This is a genomic window from Nonomuraea sp. NPDC004186, assembly GCF_053603495.1.
The window spans coordinates 17,899-41,397 of the sequence record NZ_JBSGFQ010000069.1; the positions used below are offsets into that span (position 1 = coordinate 17,899).

The following is a 23,499-nucleotide window of genomic DNA, read 5'->3' on the forward strand; positions in this document are numbered from 1 at the left end:
GCGCCTACCGGATCGCCCAAACCGGGTTCCACCTGCGGAGATCACCACGCTATGTTCCTTGCTATCCCTTTACTGACGCATGGGACGCATGTTGCGACCCACGACAGAGCAAGGAGCAGTTCCCTTGAAGCGCATCCTCATCCCCGCCGGTGGCGCCATCATGGCTACCGGCCTTCTGGCTGCCGGCCTGGCCGGCACCGCCCAGGCCGCCAGCGACGTCGCCAGTGACCCGATGGCGGCGAGTGCGGCGAACGCCAAGGCCATTGCCGAGTTCTGGGCTGACAACAACGGTGCTGCCCTCCGGGCCGCCAAGGAGTCCAACGTCTGGGACAAGGGCGACATCGCCAAGCTGCAGAGCAAGGGCGGCTACAGCGCCGACACCAAGCCCGGCTCGACGGCTCCGATCGGCCAGGAAAAGAAGACGACCGTCAAGGTCCAGAACGTCAACATGCCGAAGACCATCGGCAAGGTGTTCTTCGTCAACAGCAAGGGCGAGAAGAAGTGGTGCTCCGCCACTTCGATCCAGTCCCAGTACCGCAACCTGGTCGCCACGGCCGGTCACTGCGTGTACGACACGGCCACCAACTCGGACGTCATGTCCAAGTGGGTCTTCGTCCCCGGTTACTACCAGGGCAAGTCCCCTTGGGGCATCTACGTGGGTAAGCAGGCCTTCACCCACTACGACTTCGACGTGTACGAGGACTGGGACCGCGACTACGCGTTCGTCACCGTGTACAACGGTGTCCAGCTCGGCAACGGTACGCCCAAGAAGGTCACCAAGGCCGAGTGGGACAAGTTCCAGGGCGTCAAGGACGCCAAGGACGAGCAGATCACCCAGGCCGAGTACCAGAAGTGCAAGGACCTCAACGGCGGCGAGACGCCGGACTGCTGGGCCAAGGCGACCGACTTCGACGACCTGGTCGGCCCCGACTACGCGGGCGCGATCAAGGTTCTGAAGGAAGTCTCCAAGGAGCAGTACGACGCCGCGCCCACCGGCAAGAAGAACGGCGCCAAGGCGGAGCAGGCGACCGTCACCGAGAACGTCACCGAGTCGCAGTACAAGGGCTACAACGGGCCTGGCTACAAGAAGATCGATGACAAGGGTAACTTCACCATCACCCACACCTTCCTCAAGTACTGGGTGAAGCGGACCACTGAGGTCAAGTACTACAGGACGACGTTCTTCATCGTCGATGGCTACGTCAAGGACGCCGGCCGTCTCGGTGACAACGTCGGCGGCCAGGGCTTCGCCTGGAACCAGCCCACCGGCAAGCCCGTCCGCGTGTTCGGCTACCCGGCCGCTCCGCACCCCGACGGCAACAAGAACTACACCGGCGTGACTCCGAAGTGGTGCTACGGCAACACCACGAAGAAGCTGGTCGGTTCGGCTGCCAAGAAGATCGAGGAGCACGTGGCCCTCAAGTGCGCCTTCACCGAGGGCGCCGACGGTGGTCCGTGGCTGTACAAGTACAGCAACTCCAAGCGTCTCGGTTACCTGAACGGTGTCGTGAGCACCTTCAACGACCAGGACGGCAACGGTCGCGTGGACTACATCTCCTCGCCGTACTTCGACGGTGAGACCAACGTGGTCTACAAGGCCGCTGCGGTCGCGTGGTCCGGCAAGATTGTCTAAGGTGACGGACAGCGACCGGTCTTAGACCGTTCGTATAACCGTTTCCTCCGAAGGGCCCGGCATCCTGCCGGGCCCTTCTGCGTTCCCGCCAAAAGTGAAGGGCCGTTGGACGCATGGGGCGCCCATACGGTGCCATCAATCCAATGTGATCTGCATCACATCGACTCTTCGACCGCGATCGAAGGGACACTCGGACCCCGCGAACCGCTCTGACAACTCCCTTATGTTGATCAGGGCAAACGGTCCCGAAGCGAGCTTTCCTCGACTCCTGCGCATCAGCCGTTTAAACATCACAGAACGGTCACGCCCGTCTTGTCGCCTCTTTTCCTGTCAAAGCGGCTACCCGCGAGCAAGATCCACACTGTATGTTCCTGGCTATCCCTTTACTGACGCATGGGACGCAAGAGGCGTTCCACGACAGCGCAAGGAGTTTCCATGAAGCGCATCCTCCTCCCGGCCGGTGGCGCCATTCTGGCCACTGGTCTGCTGGCTGCTGGTCTGGCTGGCACCGCCCAGGCTCAGGCCGACAACACCGTCGCTAGCGACCCGCTCGCCAAGACGGCGGCCCAGGCGGCCGAGACCCTGGACTTCTGGACCAAGTCCAACAACGCGGCCCTGAGGGGCGCCGTGGCGTTCACGCCCGACGCTCTCGAGGTCTCGAAGATCTCCTCCAAGGGTGGGTATACGAACGACACCAAGCCTGGGTCGACCGCCCCCATCGGCGAGGAGAAGAAGGCCACCGTCAAGGTTCAGAACGTGAACCTGCCGAAGACCATCGGTAAGGTTTTCTTCGAGGGCCGCGACGGCAAGCTGTACTGGTGCTCCGGTACCTCGATCCAGTCGCAGTACCGCAACCTGGTCGCCACGGCCGGTCACTGCGTGTACGACCTGGCTGCGAACGACGAGGTCGTGTCCCGCTGGGTCTTCGTCCCCGGTTACTACCAGGGCAAGGCTCCTTGGGGCGTCTACGTGGGTAAGCAGGCCTTCACCCACTACGACTTCGACGTGTACGAGGACCTCGACCGCGACTACGCCTTCGTTACCGTCTACGACGGCATCGGCGGCACGCTCAACAAGCCGAAGCAGGTCAAGAAGGCCGAGTACGACGCCTACCAGGGTGAGAAGTTCGGCAAGGACATCGAGATCTCTGCGGCCGACTACCAGAAGTGCAAGGACCTGAACGGCGGCGAGACGCCGGACTGCTGGGCCAAGACCACCGAGTTCGGTGACGTTGTCGGCCCGGACTACGCCGGCGGCGTCAAGGTTCTGAAGGAAGTCTCCAAGGAGCAGTACGACGCTGCCCCCTCGGGCCAGGTCAACGGCGGCAAGGCCATCAACGCCACCACCGTCGAGAACGTGACCGAGTCGCAGTACAACGCCTACAGCGGCCCTGGTTACAAGATCAAGGACGCTAAGGGCAACTACACCATCACCCACTACTACCTCAAGTACTGGGTGAAGAAGACGACCGAGGTCAAGTACTTCCGGACCGAGTTCTACATCGTCGTCCACGAGGTCAAGAGCGTTGGTCGCCTCGGCGACAACGTTGGCGGCCAGGGCTTCGCGTGGAACCAGCCGCGTGGCAAGTACGTGCGGACCTTCGGTTACCCGCAGGGCGCTCACCCCGACGGCAACAAGCCCTTCACCGGTGTCACGCCGAAGTGGATCTACGGCAAGACTGCCACCAACTACGTCGTGGTGCCGAAGTACAAGGTCGAGGAGCAGGTCGGTCTGAAGGGCACCGTGACCGGTGGCTACGACGGCGGCCCGTGGCTGTACAAGTACAGCAACGCCAAGCGTCTCGGCTACGTCAACGGTGTCACCAGCCTCATCGCTGACACCGACGGCAACAACCGGTACGACACGATCACGTCGCCGTACTTCGACGGTGAGACCAACGTCGTCTACAAGGCCGCTGCGGCTGCGTGGAGCGGCAAGCTCATCCCGTAGTTCGCTGCGGATCGGAACGAAGACTTGTTCGTCGTTCTCTAGCAATACCGAAGGGCTCGGCATCCTGCCGGGCCCTTCGGCCTTTTTGCTGAGAAATCTGGCAACCACCCTTACCAGGGTGACTAAAGGGTCGATAGTGTCTTTACACCCTTTTTGACAACTGTGGAGCCTCCCTTGAAGCGCCTGCTCATCCCCCTAGCCGCCGCCTGCCTGAGTGCCGCCGCGCTCGCCGTCCCAGCCACCGCCGCACCGAGCTGGGCCACCGACAATCTCGCGCCCAAGCCGGCCGACGCGTACGGCGACGCCTTCTTCTGGCTCGACTCCAACGGAGCCGCCCTGCGCAAGGCCACCCAGTACAACCTGGACGCCAAGAACGTCTCCAAGCTGGTGTCGACGGGCAGCAACGGCGCCCCTGACGGCAAGCCGGGCATGACCGGACCGACCACCGCCCCCAAGGCGACGCTGTCCAAGAACATCAACCTGCCCAAGACCATCGGCAAGGTGTTCTTCCTCGACAAGTCCGGCCAGTACCGCTGGTGCTCGGCCACGTCCATCCAGTCCAGGAACCGCAACCTGGTCGCCACCGCGGGCCACTGCGTCTTCGCGAACGGCAAGGACGACGTCTACGACAAGTGGATCTTCGTGCCCGGCTACTACCAGGGCAAGGCCCCCTTCGGGGTCTACGCGGGCGCCTACGCCTTCACAGCGTACGACCTGGACACCTACGACGACTACGACGGCGACTTCGCGTTCGTGGCGGTGCACAACGGCTTCGCGCTTGCGGGCGAGAAGCAGGTGTCCAAGGCCGACTACGACAAGTGGCTCGGTGACAAATGGGCCAAGGACGCCGAGATCACCCCGGCCGAGTACCTCAAGTGCGTTGCCCTGCATGGTGGCGAGACGCCCGACTGCTGGGCAAAGCTCTCCACGATCACCGACGTGGTCGGCCCCGACTACACGGGTGGCAAGAAGCGCGCGTTCAAGGAAGTCTCCAAGGAGGAGTACGACAAGGCTCCGGCCGGCGACGGCAACGGCGCCAAGGAACCGGCCAAGGGTGTCATCGACCAGGTGACCCAGTCGGAGTACAACGCGTACAAGGGTCCCGGCTACAAGAAGATCGACGCTGCCGGCAACTACACGATCACCCACTACTTCCTCGGGTACTGGGTCAAGGAAGCCTCGAAGACCCTGTTCTACAAGACGGTCTTCACTGTTGGCATCGCCAAGGACATGGGCCGGCTCGGTGACGTCGTCGGTGGGCAGGGTGTGGCCTGGAACCAGCCCCTCGGCCAGCCGGTGACCGTCTTCGGCTACCCCTCGGCCCCGCACCCCGACGGCGACCGCCCGTTCACCGGCGTGACGCCGAAGTGGTGCTCCGGCAAGACCGCCACCAAGAGCTACCAGGTCAACACGTTCAAGGTCGAGACGCACCAGTTGCTCAAGTGCTCCATGACCGCCGGCGCCGACGGCGGCCCCTGGCTCATGAAGTACGACAACAACAAGCGCACCGGCTACGTCAACGGCGTGACCAGCCTGTTCCACGACAACGACGGCAACGGCCGGGTCGACTACATCAGCTCGGCGATCTTCGACGGTGAGGTGGCCGACGTGTACAACAAGGCCAACTACGCGGAGACCAAGAAGATCGTCGGCCCGAACGGCGAGCTTCTCCAGTAGACGACAGCACGTAGACGGCAACACGAAGAACGGCCCGGGTGACAAGCACCCGGGCCGTTTTCGCGTCATACCGGCGTCATACCGGCGTGAGCTCCCGCGTCCGTTCGCGCAGCGCCAGCACGGCCCGCTCGTTCTTGTACGGCTCCAACCGCCGCCGCAGGTCGGCCGCGTACGACCGCGACCGGGTCGACTGCAGCTCCCCCGCCAGCGCGAAAGCGGTGCCCGCGACCGAGCACGCCTCCTCCAGCTCCCCGCACTGCAGCAGCCCGGCGGCCAGCAGCGACAGGTTGAACATCCGTCCGCGGACGTAGCGGGAGTCCATGTCGAGCGAGCGCCGGGCCTGTCGCACGGCCCGCTCCCCCTCCCCCAGGTCACGGAAGCAGTGGGCGAACTTCGCCGACAGGTAGGCCTCGTCGAAGTAGCTGAGCCAGACCGGCTCGTCGTCGGGCTTACGGGCGTCGAAGGCGGACTCCGCCTCGTGCAGGGAGACCCCGCAGGAGCGGGCGTCGCCCAGGCCGGCGTGGGCGTGGGCCTCCAGGACGTGAGCGGAGGCGAGGAGCGTGTGCACACCGGCGCGGCGGGCCGCCATCTGGGCGGAGCGGGCCAGGTCGAGGGCGTGGGAGGGCTGGCCCATGTAGATGGCCTGGTGGGCCATGCCGGCCAGGATCTCGCCGCCCAGGGTGTGGTCGTCGGCGCTCCTGGCCAGGCGGAGCGCCTGGATGAGGTAGCGCTGGGCGAGACCGTGCTGCTCCATGTCGTACGCCATCCAGCCGGCCAGGCGGGTCAGCTCGGCGGCCGCGGCGGCCAGGCGGCGGCCGGTGGATTCGCCGTACAGGCCGTCCTTGAGCAGTGGCGAGACGGCGGTGTCCAGATATTTGACCACGGACGAGCGGACCCGGCCGCTGCCGAAACGGTTGTCGAGCTCACCGAACGATCGGGTGACCTCATGGATGGCGGCGATGTCGGCGCGGCCCACCCGACGCCCGCCCGTGCCGCTCAGCTGTCCCCCGGGTGGGGACGTCAGCCAGCGGATGGCTCCCACGGAGCCCGCTCCTATCGCGAAGGTCGAGTCGATCAGGAACCTCCGCCTCTCCACGTCGGCCCGCCATAGCGCAGTCACGGTCGCGACCCCCTCCTGCCACGTGTGCGTGAACTCCTGACCGAGATCGAGGGGTGTGAGGATCGCCGGCATGCCCAGGTCCTCCGAGGTAACCGGTCGGCCCAGCCGCATCGCGAAGATCTCCGCGAGCAGGTAGGGCACCGGGTCACGTGGCCTCTGACCACCGATCCAGCGCAACACGGAGCTGTGGTCGTATTTGAGGCCCGGAGTGCCACGGGCGGCTCCCCAATCGTTCAGGCACCTGGCCAGTCCTTTGTGGGAGAAGCCCGCTTCCGCGATGAGCTGCTGAAGCAGTCGGTTCGGCTCGCGTTCCATCGCTCTCCTCGTCACAGGAGTTGGGCGCCCACACCTTACAGAGAGCTACTGTTATAGCACCTTGAGTAAAGGTTTCAGGGCGGTTCTTAAAGAGACCACCAACTCCACGACGAAACGGGGGCCTCCCTGATCCAAGGAGGCCCCCGTACGAGGAGGTCAGACGCGGGCGACGCCGTCCGCGCGGGCCTGGGCCGCGACCGCGGCGGTCACGGCGGGCGCGACGCGCTCGTCGAACGGGCTCGGGATGACGTACGTCGCCGAGAGGTCGTCGCCGACGACGCCGGCCAGCGCGTTGGCGGCGGCCACCTTCATGTTCTCGGTGATGGCGGACGCGCGCACGTCGAGGGCGCCCCTGAAGACGCCGGGGAAGGCCAGCACGTTGTTGATCTGGTTGGGGAAGTCGGAGCGGCCGGTGGCCACGACCTTGGCGTGCCGGGCGGCCACCTCGGGGTGGACCTCGGGGGTGGGGTTGGACAGGGCGAAGACGATGGCGTCGGGCGCCATGGAGGCGATGGCCGCCTCGGACACGGTCGACCCGGACAGCCCGACGAACACGTCGGCGCCCGCCAGCGCGTCCTCCGTCGAGCCGGTGTGGCCGGCGCGGTTGGTGTCGCGCGCGAGGGCCTCCTTGACGGGGTTGAGCCCCTCGCGGCCCGCGTAGATCATGCCCTTGGAGTCGGCGACCGCGATGTCGCCGATGCCCGCCTCCAGGAGGATGCGGGAGACCGCGACGCCGGACGCGCCCGCCCCGGCCACGACGGCGCGCAGGTCGCCGAGCGAGCGCCCGGTCAGGCGGGCGGCGTTCTGGAGCGCGGCGAGCACCACGATGGCGGTGCCGTGCTGGTCGTCGTGGAAGACGGGGATGTCGAGCAGCTCCCGGAGCCGGTCCTCGACCTCGAAGCAGCGCGGGGCGCTGATGTCCTCGAGGTTGATGCCGCCGAACGACGGCGCGAGGCGCACGACGGTCTCGACGAGCGCGTCGACGTCGGTGCAGTCGAGGCAGATGGGGACGGCGTCGACGTTCGCGAACTGCTTGAACAGCAGCGCCTTGCCCTCCATGACCGGCATGGCGGCCGAGGGGCCGATGTCGCCCAGGCCGAGCACGGCGGTGCCGTCGGAGACGACGGCCACCACGTTGGAGACCCAGGTGTAGTCGTTGACCAGCGCGGGCGTCTCGGCGATGGCGGTGCAGACCCGGGCGACGCCGGGCGTGTAGGCGAGGGAGAGATCGTCCGCGTCGCGGACGGGAACGGTGGAGCGGACCTCGAGCTTGCCTCCGCGGTGCAGCGCGAAGGCCGGATCGAGATCGAGTTGCTCGACGGGAACGGAAGCAGAAGCGGGCGTGACAGCCACAGCGACCCCTGTAGTCATCGGGAGCGGAAGAAACCTTCGGCGGGCGAGCGCGAGCGGGCTGGCCTCGGTAGCTGCCAGGATCCCCTCGTCGGTCGTCTCAGAGGGGTACGGGGGTCACCCGTCTCCCTATCGTGCCACATGGTGAGATGGACTCGGTGTCAGTGCCGACGCCGTTCCGTTGACGCATCGTTAAATGTCTGATGGCTGACCGGTGCAAAACCCCATTTAAACTGCACAAAACGCAAGTTTCCTGGCTTTTCACATCGAGGAGGCCGTACATGGCCCTCAGCCCCAAGGGCCGCCGTGGCTATGCCGCCGGCGTGCTCGCGTTGACCGCCGCACTGGCGCTGACCGCGTGCGGGAGCGGTGGCAACAGCTCGAGCTCCGCCACGACCGGCGCGAGCGCCTCCGCAGCCGGCGGTGTTCAGCTGGTGCAGCCTGGCAAGCTCACAGTCTGTACGAACATCCCGTACGAGCCGTTCCAGTTCAAGGACGCGAGCGGCAAGATCGTCGGTTTCGACGTCGACATCGTCGACCTTGTCGCGAAGAAGCTGGGCGTGACCCAGGAGATCGTGGACATCGACTTCGCGGTGATCAAGAGCGGCGCCGCCATGGCGGCCAAGAAGTGCGACCTGGCCGCCGCCGGCATGACGATCACGCCGGAGCGCAAGGCGAACATCGACTTCTCCGACCCGTACTTCGACGCCACCCAGGCGCTGCTCGCCAAGAAGGGCACCGGGGCGACGTCGCTGGCCGACGTCAAGGCCAAGAACCTCAAGCTGGGCGCCCAGGCCAGCACCACGGGCCTCGACTACGTCAAGAAGCAGGGTTTCGACCCGACCGAGTACGCCGACTCCGCCAAGGAGCTGCTGGCCCTGCAGGCCGGTCAGGCCGACGTGATCGTCCAGGACCTCCCCGTGGTCCTCACCTGGCTGAAGAAGCCGGAGGTCGCCGCGAAGTTCGAGCTGATCGGCAGCCTGGACACCGGCGAGCAGTACGGCCTCGGCCTGAAGAAGAACGCCGACCCGGTGCTGCTCAAGACGATCAATGAAGAGATCGCCAAGGCCAAGCAAGACGGCACCTACGAGAAGATCTACGTGAAGTGGTTCGGCAAGAAGCCCGGCGAGCTGGGCTGATCCATGGCCGACCAGCCGAAGACGGCTGAGCCCGCACGCGCCGGGCTCAGCCCTCGGAAGAAGCAGCAGATCAGCCGCGGCATCCAGTACGCCGTCCTGGTCGTCGTGCTCCTCCTCCTCGTCCTTTACGCGGACTGGGGCAGCCTCGCCCAGAACTTCGCCAAGCCCGACGTGGCGAAGGAGACGCTGCCGGAACTGTTCACCATCGCGCTGCGGAACACGGTCATCTACACGGTCACCGGATTCGTCCTCGCCTTCCTCGTGGGACTGCTGCTCGCGCTCATGCGGCTGTCACCGGTCCGGCCCTACCGGTGGATCGCGATCGTCTACATCGAGATCTTCCGTGGCCTGCCCGCGCTGCTGATCTTCATCATGATCACCTTCTTGCCACTGGCGCTGCCGGGCTTCCAGGTGCCTTTCGGCACATACGGCCAGGTCGCCCTCGGGCTCGGGGCGATCGGCGCGGCCTACCAGGCGGAGGTGTTCCGCGCGGGGCTGCAGGCCGTGCCCAAGGGGCAGGTCGAGGCCGCCAGATCGCTGGGCATGTCCGCCACCCGCGCCCAGTTCACCGTGGTGATCCCGCAGGCCCTCCGCATGGTCATCCCGCCGACCACCAACCAGTTCGTGGCCCTGCTCAAGGACTCCTCGCTGGTGCTGTTCCTCGGCGTGTCCAGCGAGTATGTCGAGCTCGCCAAGTTCGGCAACGACCTGGCCTCCCAGCACTCCAACGCCACGCCCATCATGGTCTCCGGTCTGACGTACCTGATCGTCACGATCCCGCTGGGATATCTGGCGACCCGGCTGGAGGGACGTAAGGGGAGGAACCGATGACGCACGCGATCGAGATCGCGGACCTGCACAAGCACTTCGGCAGGAACGAGGTGCTCAAGGGTATCCACATGACCGTCGACCCCGGCCAGGTCGTCTGCGTCATCGGGCCGTCTGGCTCCGGCAAGTCCACCCTGCTGCGCTGCGTGAACCTGCTGGAGGTGCCCACCAAGGGCAAGGTGTTCGTGGAGGGCGTCGAGCTCACCGACCCCGATGTGGACATCGACGCCGTACGCCGCCGCATCGGCATGGTCTTCCAGCAGTTCAACCTGTTCCCGCACATGACCGCGCTGCAGAACGTGATGATCGCCCAGCAGCGGGTGCTGAAGCGGGGCAAGAAGGAAGCCGAGGTCGTCGCCAGGGAGAACCTGGACAAGGTCGGCGTCGGCGCCAAGTGCGACGCCTACCCGGCGCAGCTCTCGGGCGGCCAGCAGCAGCGGGTGGCGATCGCCCGGGCGCTGGCCATGAACCCGGACCTGATGCTGTTCGACGAGCCCACCTCGGCGCTCGACCCCGAGCTGGTGGGAGACGTGCTCACCGTCATGCGGAAGCTGGCGGAGGAGGGCATGACCATGCTGGTGGTCACCCATGAGATGGGGTTCGCGCGGCAGGTGGCCGACCGGGTGGTGTTCATGGACGGCGGCGTGATCGTCGAGGACGGCGAGCCGGCGCAGGTGATCGGCGACCCGCAGCAGGAACGCACGCGCGCCTTCCTCCACCGGGTCCTGCACCCCGAGGAGTAAGCCCGGCAGGCACGGCGGGGAGCTCCGTACCACCGTACGGAGCGCCCCGCCCACCGGACTCAGCGCCCCATGTACGCCTCGAAGCGCTGCCCCAGGGCCCTCTTTACCCGGCGGCACGCACGGCCCCTGAAACGCCTTCTCAGCCGCGCCTGACCGCACTCCCCGCCGGAAGACCCGGCCCCGATCGGCGTGGCCCGTGATGTAATACACCCGCATGGACCTCACCTCTTACGCCGAGTGGGCCGTCCGGCTGGTCAACGATCCCGACCCGCCGCCGGAGCTGAGGCCGCTGCGCGACGAGCTGGCCGCCGCCTTCGACGAGGCCGACGACGAACGGGCCGTGGCCGCGCGGCTCAACGCCCTGCTCGTGCGCTATCCCGTACGCCCCCAGCTCACCGACCACGACGGCGGGGGCTGGCACCTCCACCTGGCCGAGGACTCCGCCGCCTGCGCCGTGATGGGCCTGGCCGCGGTCGTGGCGGAGCTGGGCGCGGACCGGCTCGGCCGGTGCCAGGAGCCGCGTTGCGGCAAGGCGTTCCTCGACACCTCGTCCAACCGTTCGCGCCGCTACTGCTCCTCCCGCTGCGCCAGCCGCGCGAACGTCGCCGCCTTCCGCGCCCGCCGGCGCAACGGCTCCTAACGCCGCCGCAGGAGGGGCCAGTAACGCAGCACGACCCGTCCGACGATGTCGTGGACCGGCCCGAAGTCCCAGCTGTCACGCCGCCCGCTGGCCCGCTGGTTGTCGCTCTCCAGCCACCATCCGTCCTGTCCGTGCCACTGCGCCCGTTTCACGATGAGCTGCTCGGGATCACCGGGAAGTCTCGCCACCACGAGATCTCCCGGGTGGACGGTGGCGCCCCTGCGTACGAGGAGCCAGTCGCCGGGAACCAGCGCGGGGCGCATCGAATCGCCCTCGACACGCACTCTCATGGGCTGTGACCCCCTACTCCGCAGGCGTTGGGACCCGAGTAAGGTCGGTTGTGGACCAAGCTGATTCAGCATCAAGGAAGGACTTTCTGATGCTCGCACGACTGCTACGACCCAAGCATGTCGCTTCCGCACACTGCGACCTGCCCTGCGGGGTCTACGACCCCGCTCAGGCCCGCATCGAGGCCGAGTCGGTCAAGGCGATCATGGAAAAGTACGCGGCCAACGAGGACGCGGTCTTCCGCGCCCGCGCGCTGTCCATCAAGGAGGAGCGGGCCGAGCTGGTCAAGCACCACCTGTGGGTGCTCTGGACCGACTACTTCAAGCCGCCGCACCTGGAGCAGTACCCTCAGCTTCACCAGCTCTTCTGGGACGCCACCAAGCTCGCGGGCGCCGCCGGCGCCAAGGGCACGGTCGACGTCGCCAAGGCCGAGGACCTGCTGGGCAAGATCGACGAGATCTCCAAGATCTTCTGGGAGACCAAGGCCGCCTAAAACGGCACATAAGGCTCTGTACGGCAGCAGCCGTACAGAGCCTTTTCCGTTGATGGCGAGTCTGAATCGTCCAAGCACCTCCCAGGGGCGGTAAGTTGCAGTTGGCGTCGGAAACGCGAGGAGGAACGTGACCGAGGAAACCGAGACGCGCGCGGAGGGCGTGGCCGGCATTCGCGACGTGGTGAGCATCAGGCTCCCCGCCGCCAGTGCCTACCTGTCTGTGCTGCGTACGGCTACCGCCGGGCTGGCGGCGCGGCTGGACTTCACGCTCGACGAGATCGAGGATCTACGGATCGCGGTCGACGAGGCGTGCGCCATGCTGCTGAGCGAGGCGGTGCCCGGCACCGACCTCACCGCCGAGTTCGAGCTGACCGGGCATGAGATGCAGGTCAGGGTCGAAGTGGCCACGGTCGGAAGCTCCGCGCCCAAACGCGATGACTTCGCCTGGATGGTGCTGACCGCCTTGGCCGACGACGTCGACGCGGTGACCGACTCCCCAGATCGCATGGCTATCGTCCTGCGTAAGCGCCGAGGCGCAGCGAGGCCGGCGTGACGGAAAGGACTGGAGCCATGGCCACCAGCGAACACGCCGTGCCCGACCGGGTGCGTGCCCGCATGCTCTTCGCCGAGCTGGCCGAGCTGGGCCCCGAGGAGCCGCGCCGCCAGCGCATCAGAGACGAGCTGGTCGAGCTTCACCTTCCCCTGGTCGAATACCTGGCCCGCCGCTTTCGGAACAGGGGCGAGTGGCTCGACGACCTGACCCAGGTCGCCACCATCGGCCTGATCAAGTCCATCGACCGGTTCGACCTCAACCGCGGCGTGGAGTTCTCCACGTACGCCACGCCCACGATCGTCGGCGAGATCAAGCGCCATTTCCGCGACAAGGGCTGGGCGGTCCGCGTCCCGCGCCGGCTGCAGGAGCTGAAGCTCTCGCTGACCAAGGCGATAAGCGATCTCTCGCAGCGCGAGGGCCGCGCGCCGACGGTCGCCGAGCTGGCCTCCTACCTCAAGATGACCGAGGAGGAGGTGCTCGAGGGCCTCGAGTCGGCCAACGCCTACTCGACCGTGTCGCTCGACGCGCCCGACTCCGGCGACGACGACGCCCCCGCGGTGTCCGACTCGCTCGGCATCGTGGACGAGTCGCTCGAGGGCGTCGAATACCGCGAGTCGCTGAAACCGCTGCTCGAACGGCTGCCGCCGCGGGAGAAGCGCATCCTGTTGTTGCGCTTCTTCGGCAATATGACGCAGTCGCAGATCGCCACCGAGCTGGGCATCTCGCAGATGCACGTCTCGCGCCTGCTGGCCCGCACCCTCGCGCAGCTGCGCGAGGGTCTGACCGCCGAAGACTAGCCGTCTCCGTAGAGGGCGTGCGTGGTGGGCGGCGCCAGCAGCGTCGCCAACCCCGCCACCGCGATCACGATCAGCGGGATCCCGAGCTGGGGCTGGCCTGACTGGATGAGCGTGACGGAGATCGGCACCATGAAGATCTGCGTCAGGACGCCGGGCGACCGCCCCCACCGCTCCATCCTGAACAGCCCGCCCCATGCCACCCAGAGCAGCCCCGCTCCGACCAGCACGCCGAAGGCCGACTCGGCGATGGCGGTGGTCAGGTTGTCCGGGGTGCTGACCAGGGTCTCCACGGCCACGTAGATGCCGAGGCCGAGCGCCACCAGGCCTTCCAGGGCGACGATGGCGGCGGCGATGACGAGGGTGACCGGACGACGATTCACGCCCGTACCCTACCCCTCGGGTCACCCGGTCCGAGAAATAGGACGTTCGGCCGATAACGCCCACAAGTCCAGCGGATACGCTGGCGATATGCGCGCCATGCTCTTGGTGAATCCCAAGGCCACCACCACGAACGCCCGTACGCGTGACGTGCTGATCCGCGCGCTCGGCGCGGCCGTGGAGCTGGCGGTGGAGGAGACCCGCTACCGCGGGCACGCCGCGGCGCTGGCCGCCACCGCGCGGGCCAAGGGATACGACGTCGTGGCGGTGCTCGGCGGCGACGGTACGATCAACGAGACCGTGAACGGCCTGCTCAACCCGGTGAACGGCGGCGACGTCCCGCCCGGCAGCGAGGGCCGGCCCGCGCTCGTCGTCATCCCCGGGGGCAGCGCGAACGTGTTCGCCCGCGCGCTGGGGCTGCCGAACGACCCGGTGGAGTCCACGGGGGCGGTGCTGGAGGCGCTCAGGGACGGCCGCCGCAGGACCGTGGGTTTGGGGCAGGCCCTATGGGAAGGCCAGAGCCGCTACTTCACCTTCTGCTCGGGCATGGGGTACGACGCAGAGGTTGTACGGGCCGTGGAAGGCCTCAGGGGAACGGGCCGCAAAGCCACGCCTACACGGTACGTGAACACCGCCCTACGGCACTATCTGGCCACGGACAAACGGCATCCAGCGATGACCCTGACCGGTCCGGGGATCCCGACGGCCCGCGGGCTGTTCATGGCGATCATCTCCAACACCTCTCCATGGACGTACGTCGGCACCAGGCCCGTGCACCCGACCCCGTGGGCGAGCTTCGAGACCGGGCTCGACCTTCTCGGGCTGCGCCGGATGGGACCGATGTCCATGGCGTCAGTGATCCGACAGATTCTCACGGAGAGTGACGCCCTTCCGGGCGGCCGGCACCTCGTACAGCTGCACGACGAGGCCGAGTTCACGCTCACCGCGGAACGCCCCGTGGCCTTCCAGCTGGACGGGGACTACCTGGGCGAATACGAAACCGTAACATTCCGGTCTACACCGAACGCGTTACAAGTTTTGGTCTAGGTGGTTACATTCGGTCATTGTGTGACGCATCCGACAGCCATAACACCCAAAACTTCCCGTCAACCCTCTTGCGTGCACTCAGCGTGGCTGACAGTCTCAAGACTGACGTCGGAACGTAGGACCTTTAACAACCCCAAGGTTCTCCGAGCGTCAGCGAGCGATCCCGGTCCTCACAGGTCCGGGTCTTGTTCGCGCGAGTTAGTGAAACTCTTCACAAAGTAGTAGCCGCACGGAGCCGACCAGAGGCTCCATCTACTAAGGAGTGGACGCATGGACTGGCGCCACCGAGCTGCCTGCCGTGACGTGGACCCCGAGCTGTTCTTCCCGATCGGCAACACCGGCCCGGCACTCATGCAGATCGAAGAAGCCAAGCAGGTCTGCCGTTCCTGCTCGGCCGTCGAAGCCTGCCTGAAGTGGGCGCTGGAGTCCGGGCAGGACGCCGGCGTCTGGGGCGGCCTCAGCGAGGACGAGCGCCGCGCTCTCAAGCGCCGCACCGCTCGCCACCGCGCCCGCCTCACCGCCTGACCCGCCACCGTCATCTGATCTCCACCACCATCTGACCCCGCGTCGCCCGAGCCCCGATCGGCTCGCGCGCCGCCGCACCCTCCTCGCCCCGATGCGTCGCCGCCGGCCGCCGCGCCACCCGCCGGACGCGCCACCGCCCAAGCCGTCACCCCGGCCGACGCACCGCCGCCGTTCGACATGCCCGCACCCGACGCGCCGAGCCCTCGTACTCCCGTCGAACCCCGACGGACGCGTACGAACCGGGATCAGGCCGCCGGGAGCGGGATCGACAGCGTGACCTCCGTACCCCCTTCGAGCCGCGGCTCGATGGACAGCCGGCCGGAAAGCTCCCCTTCGACCAGCGTGCGGACGATCTGCAGCCCCAGGCTGGTGGAAGTGTCGAGGTCGAAGCCGGCCGGAAGCCCGAGGCCGTCGTCCCACACCGTGACGTTGAGCCGGTCGGGCTCGGGCTCGACGACCACTTCGAGTCGCTTGGGCCGCCCGTGCTGCATCGCGTTCTGCAACAGCTCGGTCAGCGCCATGGCCAGCGGCGTGGCGATGAGCGAAGGCAGCACGCCGAAGCCCCCGACGCGGCGCGGCGTGACCGCCACCTCCGCGGCCGATACCTCCCCCGCCATCGCGAACACCCGGTCGGCGATCTCGTCGAAGTCCACGAACTCCTCGGGCGCGTGGGACAGCGTCTCGTGCACGATCGCGATCGACCCGACCCGGCGGACCGCCTCCTCCAGCGCCTCCCGGCCCTCCGGCACCTGCAGCCGCCTGGCCTGTAGGCGGAGCAGCGCGGCCACGGTCTGCAGGTTGTTCTTCACCCGGTGGTGGATCTCGCGGATCGTGGCGTCCTTGGTCATCAGCTCGCGCTCGCGGCGCCGCAGCTCGGTCACGTCCCTGATGAGCACGAGCGCGCCGATGCGGCCGCCGCCGACGATCAGCGGAATGGCTCTGAGCTGCACGATCGTGCCGCCCGACTCGACCTCGGTCTCCTTGGCCGCGCGCCCGCTGGCCACGATCATGAGATCTTCGTTGATCGGCTCGTCGGAGTAGCAGAGCGTCGCGGTGACCCGGCCCAGCTCGGCCCCGACCAGGTCGGCGTGCAGGCCGAGCCGCCGGTAGGCGGACAGGGCGTTCGGCGAGGCGTACGTGACGCGCCCGGCCCGGTCGAGCCGCAGCAGGCCGTCGCCGACGCGCGGCGAGCGCACCAGGATCGGCTCCTCACCCGAGAACGGGAACCGGCCCTCGGCCACCATCTGCGCCAGGTCGGAGGCGCTCTGGAGGTAGGTCAGCTCCAGGCGCGACGGGGTGCGCGCGGAGGAGAGGTTCGTGGAGCGCTGGATCACCGCCAGGAACCGGCCCTCGCCTCCCTCGACGGTCCGCCGCACGGGGATGGTCTCCTCGCGCACGGGGACGCCCGTGGACCAGTCGGGATCGCCCTCGCGGCAGATGCGCCGCTCGTTCCAGGCGGTGTCGATGAGGTGGCGCTCTCCCTTGGCGGCGACGCTGCCGACGATGTCGTCGTGGTAGACGGTGGGGCCGGTGGTCGGTCGCATCTGCGCGATCGCGATCCAGCCGCTCTCCCCCAGCAGCGGCGCCCACAGGATGAGATCGGCGAACGACAGGTCGGCCAGCAGCTGCCAGTCGGAGACCAGCGAGTGCAGCCAGTCGAGATCCGCCTCGTCGAGGGCGGTGTGGCGGGCTACGAGGTCGCTGAGAGTCGGCACAGGTGCATCATGCGTGCTTTTCCCCGCAACAACCAAACCGGCTCCCTGGCTGAATGCGCGCCCGGATACGCGGGCAGGACTCCGCATGGCACGGCCGCACACCCGCTCGTTCGCACAGTGACGGCATATACGGCATCGTGCACCCAACTCGACATATCGGGAATCTCATATTGTGAGAACCGTCACACCATGAGAGCTGCTCGAACCGCAGACGGGACGAGTCGGAGGTGATCGACACGGGCAGGTGGCTCCACCCTGACACGGATCACGGACCGGCCTCGGTTGCGATCGCGCTCGCCGCTGTGGATATCCTTCACAATCAGCCTGAGCTGCCCGGATCCGTGCGCGCCGGCTACCGTGCCCGCCCGGTGCCGGTCGGCCGCCACAGCCCGCGGTTGACCGCTCGGGCTGATGTGAGTTCCGATGATCTCGCGGTGATCAGACACGCCTTCACCGCCGTGGCAGAAGTGAAGGTGAGAGCGTGACAGACGACAGCCCCCGCGTGCCCAAGTACTACGACGTCAAACGCAGCCTGCTCGAGCTCACGAAGACCCTGCCCGCCGGCGCGGCACTGCCGCCGGAGCGCACGCTCGCCGTACGGTTCGAGACCTCCCGCACCACGGTCAGGCAGGCGCTGACCGAGCTCGTGGTGGAGGGCCGGCTGCTGCGGATCCAGGGCAAGGGCACCTTCGTGGCCCAGCCGAAGGTGGCGCAGGTGCTGCAGCTCACCTCGTACATCGGCGACCTGCGCACGGCGGGCCTGGAGCCGGACACCAAAATACTCGAGATCGGCTACATCACCGCCGACGAGGCCCTGGCCAGGCGCCTGGCCATCAACCCCGGCGGCCGCGTGCTGCGCATCCACCGCCTCCGGCTGGCCAACGGCGAGCCCGTCTCCATCGACACCACCCACCTGTCCGCGCGCCGCTTCCCCCGGCTGCGGCGGGAGCTCGAGGTGCACGCGTCCCTGTACGAGACGCTGCACAACGCCTACAACGTCCGGCTCACGGACGCCGAGGAGATCATCGAGACCGTCCTGGCCACCCCGTACGACGCCAAGGCCCTCGGCGTCGACGTCGGACTCCCCATGCTCCTCCTCACCCGCCACGCCTTCGACGCCGACGGCAACCCCGTCGAGTGGGCCCAATCCCTCTACCGCGGCGACCGGTACAAGTTCGTCACCCGCCTGCGGCGCCCCTGACCTTCGCCTGCGGGCGGATGGGCTGGCCTACGCTGGGGCTATGAGCATCCTCGTCGTCACAGGCACCGACGCCGGGGTCGGCAAGACCGTCGTGACGGCGGCGCTGGCCGTGTTGGCCAGGCGGCGGGGGGCCTCCGTGGCCGTGGTGAAGGTCGCGCAGACCGGGGTCGCACCCGAAGAGGCCGGGGACGTGGATCAGGTGATCCGGATGTCCGGGGTCGGCACGACCTTCGAGGTGCGGCGGTTCGCCGAGCCGCTGCCGCCCGCCGCCGCCGCCCGCGTCGCCGGGGTGCCGCCCGTGTCGCTGGCCGAGGTGGGGCAGCTCGTACGGGAGCTCGCCGAGAGCAACCGGATGGTGGTCGTGGAGGGCACCGGAGGATTGCTGGAGCGCTTCGACGAGGACGGCGGGACCATCGGGGACCTCGCCCGGGCCCTGAGCGCGCAGGTGCTCGTCGTGGTCCGGCCCGGACGAGGGGCGGTGAACCACACCGCGCTCACCCTGGAGGCGATGGCGAACCGGGGGCTCGAGCCGACGGGGATCGTCATCGGGCGCTGGCCCGGCGAGCCCGGGATCGTCGAGCGGAGCTGCGTGTGCGACCTGGAGATGCTGGCCGCGCGGCCGCTGGCCGGGGTGCTGCCCGAAGGGGCCTGGGGGATGGGCGGGGAGGAGTTCGCCGAGGTGGCGCGGAGCGGGTTGGGCGTGATGTTGGGGGGATCGTTCGATCCTGCCGGATTCAAGGCGACGCTCTGAGGGTGGGGAAAACCCCACCATTCATCAGCACACCAGGGCTATTTCGCGTCTCACCCGCTGCTCAATACCGTTGAGCCATGAAAGTCCCCCGTCCGTGGTCGGCGCGGGCGTGGCTCGACACGGCCCACGTGATGATCGGTCTCCCGGTCGCAGTGCTGCTCGGCGGGCTGACGCTCGTCCTGGCCCTGTGGCCGCCCCTGCTGATGCGGAGCGTGCCGCGGTTCACGAGGGTGCAGCGGTCCAGGTTCGAGGCGTTCCTGGGCGCGCACATCCCGCCCGTACGCTCCCCGAGCAGCTGGCGCAGCCCGGCCACGTGGCGGCAGATCAGTTATCACCTGCTGTCGCCGTTCGTGGGGTTCGCGGCCGCGGTGCTGGTGGCGTTGGCGTGGGGAGGGGCGATCGTGGGGTTGCTGTCGTTCCTGCCGCAGAGGTTGCAGCCGCCGCCGATGGAGTTCGAGGAGTTCGACCTCAGGGACGGCAGGGTCGTGGCGATCTACATAGCGATCGGGCTCGTGCTCCTGCTGCTCGCGCCGGTGCTGGCGCGCGGCATGGCGGCGCTGGACCTGTCGGTGGCGCGTACGCTGCTCGGGCCCAGCCGTTCGGAGCTGGGCCAGCGGATCGAGACGCTGACGGAGAGCCGGGCGGGGGTGATCGACGCGGCCGACGCCGAGCGCCGCCGGATCGAGCGCGACCTGCACGACGGCGCCCAGCAGCGGCTCGTCTCCCTCGCCATGAACCTCGGCCTGGCCAGGGCCACCCTGACCGACCTGCCCGAACCGGCCCGCGAGGCCATCGCGCAGGCGCACGAGGAGGCCAAGCAGGCACTCAAGGAGCTGCGCGACTTCGTACGGGGCCTGCATCCGGCCGTCCTGAACGACCAGGGCCTGGACGCGGCGCTGTCCGGCGTGGCCGCCCGCGCGCCGTTCCCCGTCAAACTCCACGTCGACATCGAACGGCGTGCCACTCCGACCATCGAGGCGGTGGCGTTCTTCATCGTGTCCGAAGCACTGACCAACATCGCCAAGCACGCGGCGGCCACCAGGGCCGAGGTGAGCGTGCGGCGCGAGCGCGAGCGCCTGTACGTGCTCGTGTACGACGACGGCTGCGGCGGAGCCCGGCTGGACGGCGGTACGGGGCTGCGCGGCCTGGCCCAGCGGATCGACGCGGTGGACGGGTCGCTCCGGCTGTCCAGCCCGCTGGGCGGCCCTACGACGATCGAGGTGGACCTGCCGTGCGAGTAGTGCTCGCGGAGGATTCCGTACTGCTGCGCGAGGGGCTGATCAGGCTCCTGGACGCCTCCGGCATGGAGGTGGTGGCGGCCGTGGACGAGGCCGAGGGGCTGCTGCGGGCCGCCGCGGAGCACAAGCCCGAGCTGGTCATCACGGACGTCAGGATGCCGCCCACGCACACCGACGAGGGCCTGCGGGCCGCGCTCGTGCTGCGCCGCCAGCAGCCGGGCCTGGCCGTCCTGGTGCTCTCGCAGTACGTCGAGGAGCGCTACGCCGCCCAGCTCCTCGCCTCGGCCGCGACGGGCGGGGTCGGCTACCTGCTCAAGGACCGGGTGGCGGACGTGGCGGAGTTCATCGACGCGCTGCGCAGGGTGGCCGCCGGCGGCACCGCGCTCGACCCCGAGGTGGTGGCCCAGCTCCTGCTGCGCGGCAACAGCGACCCGCTCGAACGGCTCACTCCCAGGGAGCACGAGGTGCTCCAGCTGATGGCCGAGGGCCGTTCCAACGCCGGCATCGGCCAGTCCCTGGTGCTCAGCGAAGGGGCGGTCGGCAAGCACATCGGCAACATCTTCAGCAAACTCGACCTGTCGCCGGCCGAGGGCGACCACCGGCGCGTGCTGGCCGTCCTGCAGTTCCTCAAGATCAGGAGCCTGCCGTGAGAGCCGCCTGGCTGGCGGCGGGCGCGGTGGCGACCGCGTTCGCCCTGCTGCTCTCCGTCGGAGGGCTCTGGCGCGGGGTCGCGCGGGCCAGGATGCCGGAGGAGAACACGCAGCGGTCCATCGCCTTCGAGCACAAGAACGTACGCATCAAGGCGGGCAAGGGCTCCCAGGTCGACCTGAGCATCCTGCCGGGCAGGGCGGGCGAGCTGCTCATCGCGAGGTCGCTGCGCTGGTCGAGGAACCGGCCGACCATCACCGAGGACTGGGACGTCCGTTCCAGCACCCTGCGGCTCGACGCCGTCTGCCCCGGCGGCGAGCAGCCGAACGGCCCCGTCTGCTGGGCCGACTACGTGATCTACGTGCCGCCGGAGACCGACGTCGAGGCCGGCACGGGCAACGGCCGGCTCAGCGTCACCGATCTCTTCGGCAAGGTCCGCCTGTCCTCCGTCGCCGGCGACGTCCAGGTCGACAACCTCTCCGGCACCCTCTGGGCCAGGAGCGGCACGGGCAGCGTCGATGCCACGGAGCTCGACGTCGAGGCGGCCGACGTGGAGATCGGCTCGGGGGACGTCAACCTGTCCTTCGTCAGCGCCCCCACGACCGTCAACGCGGTGGTGCGGACGGCGGGCGACGTCAGCCTGGACCTGCCGAGGACGGCCTACGACATGACGGTGGAGGGGAACGACACCAATGTCGACGTCGCCCGGAACCCCACCTCACCGCGGAAGATCGTCGTACGGGCGCCGAAGGGCAGGGTGTCCGTCTGCTGCGACTGAAGATCCTTAAGATCTGTTTACTCTGGTGACTGGTTGGTAAGTTCCCGGCATGGAGTCTGCGAAGCACGCCGGTGACGCCGCTGTCGCCGTTTCCAAGGCCTACGGCGTCGAGACCATGTTCACGCTGTCGGGAGGGCACGTCTTCCCCCTTTACGACGGCGCCGTACACGAGGACATGCGCATCCTCGACGTACGCCACGAGCAGAGCGCGGTCTTCGCCGCCGAGGCGACCGCCCGGCTGACCAGAAGACCGGGCCTGGCCGTCCTGACCGCGGGCCCCGGCATCACCAACGGCGTCAGCGGCGTCGCGACCGCCCACTTCAACGGCTCCCCCGTCGTCGTCATGGGCGGCCGGGCGCCCCAGTCGCGCTGGGGCAGCGGCGCCCTCCAGGAGCTGGACCACCCGCCGCTGCTCAAGCCGATCACCAAGCTGTCGTTCACCGCGACCGACGCCGAGTCCATCGGCCAGGACGTCGAGATGGCCTTCCGCACCGCGGTCGCACCCCACCGCGGCCCGGTCTTCCTCGACTTCTACATGGACCACCTGTTCTCCCCCTCGCCCACGCACGAGGTGCGGACGCAGACGCCGTCGCCGCTCGAGCCCGACCCCGACGACCTGGCCGCCATCGCGCGGCTGCTGGCCGAGGCCGAGCGGCCCGTGCTGGTCTACGGGTCCGACGTGTGGATGGACCGGGCCGAGGAGGCCGCCCGCGACTTCGCCGAGACCTGGCGGCTGCCGGTCATCCCCAACGGCCAGGGCCGCGGCGTCCTGCCCTCGGGCCACGAGCTGCTGGTCACACGGGCCCGCGGCCTGGCCCTCAAGCAGGCCGACCTGGTCATCGTGATCGGCACGCCGCTCGACTTCCGCCTGGGCTACGGCTGGTTCGGCAGCAAGGACGCGCTGGCCCGGGTCGTCCACATCGCCGACGCGCCCTCGCAGCTGGCCACGCACATGCAGCCGGCCGCGTCCGCCGCGGGCGACCTGTCCGTGGTGCTCTGGAGCCTCGGCACCGCCTGCGGCGACGCCGGGGTCAAACCCGACGCGTACGCCTCCTGGGTGTCGAAGCTGGCCGACACGGCCGCCGCGGCCATCGCGGGCGACGCCGAGCTGCTGGCCTCCGACTCCGACCCGATCCACCCCATGCGCGTGTACGGCGAGCTGGGCAAGGTCCTGGCCGACGACGCCGTGGTGATCGGCGACGGCGGCGACTTCGTCTCCTACGCGGGCAAGTACGTCGAGCCGAAGCAGCCGGGCAACTGGCTCGACCCCGGCCCGTACGGCTGCCTCGGCACCGGGCTGGGCTACTCCGTCGCCGCCCGCCTGGCCAGGCCGTCCTCGCAGGTGGTGCTGCTGCTGGGCGACGGCGCCGCGGGGTTCTCGCTCATGGACGTCGACACCCTCGTCCGCCACAAGCTGCCCGTCGTCATGATCTGCGGCAACAACGGCATCTGGGGCCTGGAGAAGCACCCCATGCAGCTCCTGTACGGCTACGACGTGGCCGCCGAGCTCCAGCCGCAGTGCCGCTACGACCAGGTCGTGACCGCGCTGGGCGGAGGCGGCGAGCTGGTCACCAAGCCGTCGGAGATCGGGCCGGCGCTGCGCAGGGCGTTCGACTCCGGCATCCCGTACATGGTGAACATCGCCACCGACCCGCAGATCGCCTACCCCCGCAGCACCACGGGGGTGTGAGA

The 23,499-nt window shown here is 68.3% G+C and carries 24 protein-coding genes; 19 read left to right on the forward strand and 5 right to left on the reverse strand.

The annotated features are described in order from the left end of the window. Window positions 1-124: 124 nt before the first annotated feature. From ACWEPL_RS41460 to ACWEPL_RS41470, 3 genes are all read left to right on the forward strand, one after another. Window positions 125-1,633: a trypsin-like serine peptidase gene (locus tag ACWEPL_RS41460; RefSeq protein WP_452439431.1), complete on the forward strand. Its 1,509-nt coding sequence runs from the start codon at window positions 125-127 to the stop codon at window positions 1,631-1,633. A gap of 435 nt (window positions 1,634-2,068) precedes the next feature. Beyond that, window positions 2,069-3,583 carry a trypsin-like serine peptidase gene (locus ACWEPL_RS41465; protein ID WP_452439432.1) on the forward strand — a complete coding sequence of 505 codons (1,515 nt, stop codon included), beginning with the start codon at window positions 2,069-2,071 and terminating at the stop codon, window positions 3,581-3,583. 174 nt (window positions 3,584-3,757) lie between these two features. Further along, complete coding sequence (locus tag ACWEPL_RS41470) at window positions 3,758-5,260, forward strand: trypsin-like serine peptidase (protein ID WP_452439433.1); 1,503 nt, start codon at window positions 3,758-3,760, stop codon at window positions 5,258-5,260. 76 nt (window positions 5,261-5,336) lie between these two features. On the opposite strand, the gene ACWEPL_RS41475 is transcribed toward ACWEPL_RS41470, so the two are convergent. Both ACWEPL_RS41475 and ACWEPL_RS41480 read right to left on the reverse strand, forming a co-directional pair. Beyond that, complete coding sequence (locus ACWEPL_RS41475; protein WP_350729309.1) at window positions 5,337-6,695, reverse strand: hypothetical protein; 1,359 nt, start codon at window positions 6,693-6,695, stop codon at window positions 5,337-5,339. A 156-nt stretch (window positions 6,696-6,851) separates the two neighbouring features. Next, window positions 6,852-8,048, reverse strand: a complete 1,197-nt coding sequence (locus tag ACWEPL_RS41480) for an NAD(P)-dependent malic enzyme (protein ID WP_355205138.1) — start codon at window positions 8,046-8,048, stop codon at window positions 6,852-6,854. A 278-nt stretch (window positions 8,049-8,326) separates the two neighbouring features. Here ACWEPL_RS41480 and ACWEPL_RS41485 point away from each other — a divergent pair, with 278 nt between their 5' ends. From ACWEPL_RS41485 to ACWEPL_RS41500, 4 genes are all read left to right on the forward strand, one after another. Continuing rightward, on the forward strand, window positions 8,327-9,184 hold the full coding sequence (locus tag ACWEPL_RS41485; RefSeq protein WP_363976615.1) for an ABC transporter substrate-binding protein: 858 nt from the start codon (window positions 8,327-8,329) through the stop codon (window positions 9,182-9,184). 3 nt (window positions 9,185-9,187) lie between these two features. Then, window positions 9,188-10,015, forward strand: a complete 828-nt coding sequence (locus tag ACWEPL_RS41490; RefSeq protein WP_350729305.1) for an amino acid ABC transporter permease — start codon at window positions 9,188-9,190, stop codon at window positions 10,013-10,015. Continuing rightward, window positions 10,012-10,755, forward strand: coding sequence for an amino acid ABC transporter ATP-binding protein (locus ACWEPL_RS41495; RefSeq protein WP_363976618.1), 744 nt, complete (start codon window positions 10,012-10,014; stop codon window positions 10,753-10,755). Before ACWEPL_RS41490 ends, ACWEPL_RS41495 begins: the two co-directional genes overlap by 4 nt. A 214-nt stretch (window positions 10,756-10,969) precedes the next feature. Then, window positions 10,970-11,395 carry a CGNR zinc finger domain-containing protein gene (locus ACWEPL_RS41500; protein ID WP_355205127.1) on the forward strand — a complete coding sequence of 142 codons (426 nt, stop codon included), beginning with the start codon at window positions 10,970-10,972 and terminating at the stop codon, window positions 11,393-11,395. On the opposite strand, the gene ACWEPL_RS41505 is transcribed toward ACWEPL_RS41500, so the two are convergent. Next, on the reverse strand, window positions 11,392-11,757 hold the full coding sequence (locus tag ACWEPL_RS41505; RefSeq protein WP_363976621.1) for a S24 family peptidase: 366 nt from the start codon (window positions 11,755-11,757) through the stop codon (window positions 11,392-11,394). The two genes, ACWEPL_RS41500 and ACWEPL_RS41505, sit on opposite strands and share 4 nt — an antisense overlap. A 17-nt stretch (window positions 11,758-11,774) precedes the next feature. Between ACWEPL_RS41505 and sodN the strand changes: the two genes are divergently transcribed. The 3 genes from sodN (at window position 11,775) to ACWEPL_RS41520 (ending at window position 13,526) form a co-directional block, all read left to right on the forward strand. After that, window positions 11,775-12,176 carry a superoxide dismutase, Ni gene (gene sodN / locus ACWEPL_RS41510; RefSeq protein WP_350729297.1) on the forward strand — a complete coding sequence of 134 codons (402 nt, stop codon included), beginning with the start codon at window positions 11,775-11,777 and terminating at the stop codon, window positions 12,174-12,176. 127 nt (window positions 12,177-12,303) lie between these two features. Further along, window positions 12,304-12,729: an ATP-binding protein gene (locus ACWEPL_RS41515; RefSeq protein WP_127936220.1), complete on the forward strand. Its 426-nt coding sequence runs from the start codon at window positions 12,304-12,306 to the stop codon at window positions 12,727-12,729. Window positions 12,730-12,746: 17 nt separating this feature from the next. Then, on the forward strand, window positions 12,747-13,526 hold the full coding sequence (locus ACWEPL_RS41520) for an RNA polymerase sigma factor SigF (RefSeq protein WP_176573444.1): 780 nt from the start codon (window positions 12,747-12,749) through the stop codon (window positions 13,524-13,526). Here ACWEPL_RS41520 and ACWEPL_RS41525 read toward each other — a convergent pair. Then, window positions 13,523-13,906 (reverse strand): hypothetical protein, encoded by a 384-nt coding sequence (locus ACWEPL_RS41525; protein ID WP_350729295.1) that lies wholly within the window; start codon window positions 13,904-13,906, stop codon window positions 13,523-13,525. The two genes, ACWEPL_RS41520 and ACWEPL_RS41525, sit on opposite strands and share 4 nt — an antisense overlap. An 88-nt stretch (window positions 13,907-13,994) precedes the next feature. Between ACWEPL_RS41525 and ACWEPL_RS41530 the strand changes: the two genes are divergently transcribed. Next, window positions 13,995-14,951, forward strand: coding sequence for a diacylglycerol/lipid kinase family protein (locus tag ACWEPL_RS41530; protein ID WP_350729293.1), 957 nt, complete (start codon window positions 13,995-13,997; stop codon window positions 14,949-14,951). A 270-nt stretch (window positions 14,952-15,221) separates the two neighbouring features. After that, window positions 15,222-15,476 carry a WhiB family transcriptional regulator gene (locus tag ACWEPL_RS41535; RefSeq protein ID WP_185068358.1) on the forward strand — a complete coding sequence of 85 codons (255 nt, stop codon included), beginning with the start codon at window positions 15,222-15,224 and terminating at the stop codon, window positions 15,474-15,476. 245 nt (window positions 15,477-15,721) lie between these two features. Here the strand turns inward: ACWEPL_RS41535 and ACWEPL_RS41540 are convergent, their stop codons facing one another. After that, complete coding sequence (locus tag ACWEPL_RS41540; protein WP_363976630.1) at window positions 15,722-17,191, reverse strand: histidine kinase N-terminal domain-containing protein; 1,470 nt, start codon at window positions 17,189-17,191, stop codon at window positions 15,722-15,724. A gap of 227 nt (window positions 17,192-17,418) precedes the next feature. Between ACWEPL_RS41540 and ACWEPL_RS41545 the strand changes: the two genes are divergently transcribed. The 7 genes from ACWEPL_RS41545 (at window position 17,419) to ACWEPL_RS41575 (ending at window position 23,497) form a co-directional block, all read left to right on the forward strand. Then, window positions 17,419-17,676 (forward strand): hypothetical protein, encoded by a 258-nt coding sequence (locus ACWEPL_RS41545; protein ID WP_355205114.1) that lies wholly within the window; start codon window positions 17,419-17,421, stop codon window positions 17,674-17,676. After that, window positions 17,673-18,392 carry a GntR family transcriptional regulator gene (locus ACWEPL_RS41550; protein ID WP_350729287.1) on the forward strand — a complete coding sequence of 240 codons (720 nt, stop codon included), beginning with the start codon at window positions 17,673-17,675 and terminating at the stop codon, window positions 18,390-18,392. The genes ACWEPL_RS41545 and ACWEPL_RS41550 overlap by 4 nt, the downstream gene beginning before the upstream one ends. A gap of 40 nt (window positions 18,393-18,432) precedes the next feature. Next, the gene (gene bioD / locus ACWEPL_RS41555) at window positions 18,433-19,143 is read left to right on the forward strand and encodes a dethiobiotin synthase (protein WP_363976634.1); all 711 of its coding nucleotides are present in this window, start codon (window positions 18,433-18,435) and stop codon (window positions 19,141-19,143) included. A gap of 77 nt (window positions 19,144-19,220) precedes the next feature. Beyond that, on the forward strand, window positions 19,221-20,384 hold the full coding sequence (locus ACWEPL_RS41560; RefSeq protein WP_363976637.1) for a sensor histidine kinase: 1,164 nt from the start codon (window positions 19,221-19,223) through the stop codon (window positions 20,382-20,384). Then, entirely contained in the window at window positions 20,375-21,031 is a 657-nt protein-coding gene (locus ACWEPL_RS41565; protein ID WP_350729282.1) for a response regulator transcription factor, read from the forward strand. The genes ACWEPL_RS41560 and ACWEPL_RS41565 overlap by 10 nt, the downstream gene beginning before the upstream one ends. Then, window positions 21,028-21,807 (forward strand): DUF4097 family beta strand repeat-containing protein, encoded by a 780-nt coding sequence (locus tag ACWEPL_RS41570; RefSeq protein ID WP_452439434.1) that lies wholly within the window; start codon window positions 21,028-21,030, stop codon window positions 21,805-21,807. Before ACWEPL_RS41565 ends, ACWEPL_RS41570 begins: the two co-directional genes overlap by 4 nt. Window positions 21,808-21,856: 49 nt before the next feature. Then, complete coding sequence (locus ACWEPL_RS41575; protein WP_452439435.1) at window positions 21,857-23,497, forward strand: acetolactate synthase; 1,641 nt, start codon at window positions 21,857-21,859, stop codon at window positions 23,495-23,497. Window positions 23,498-23,499: the final 2 nt, after the last annotated feature.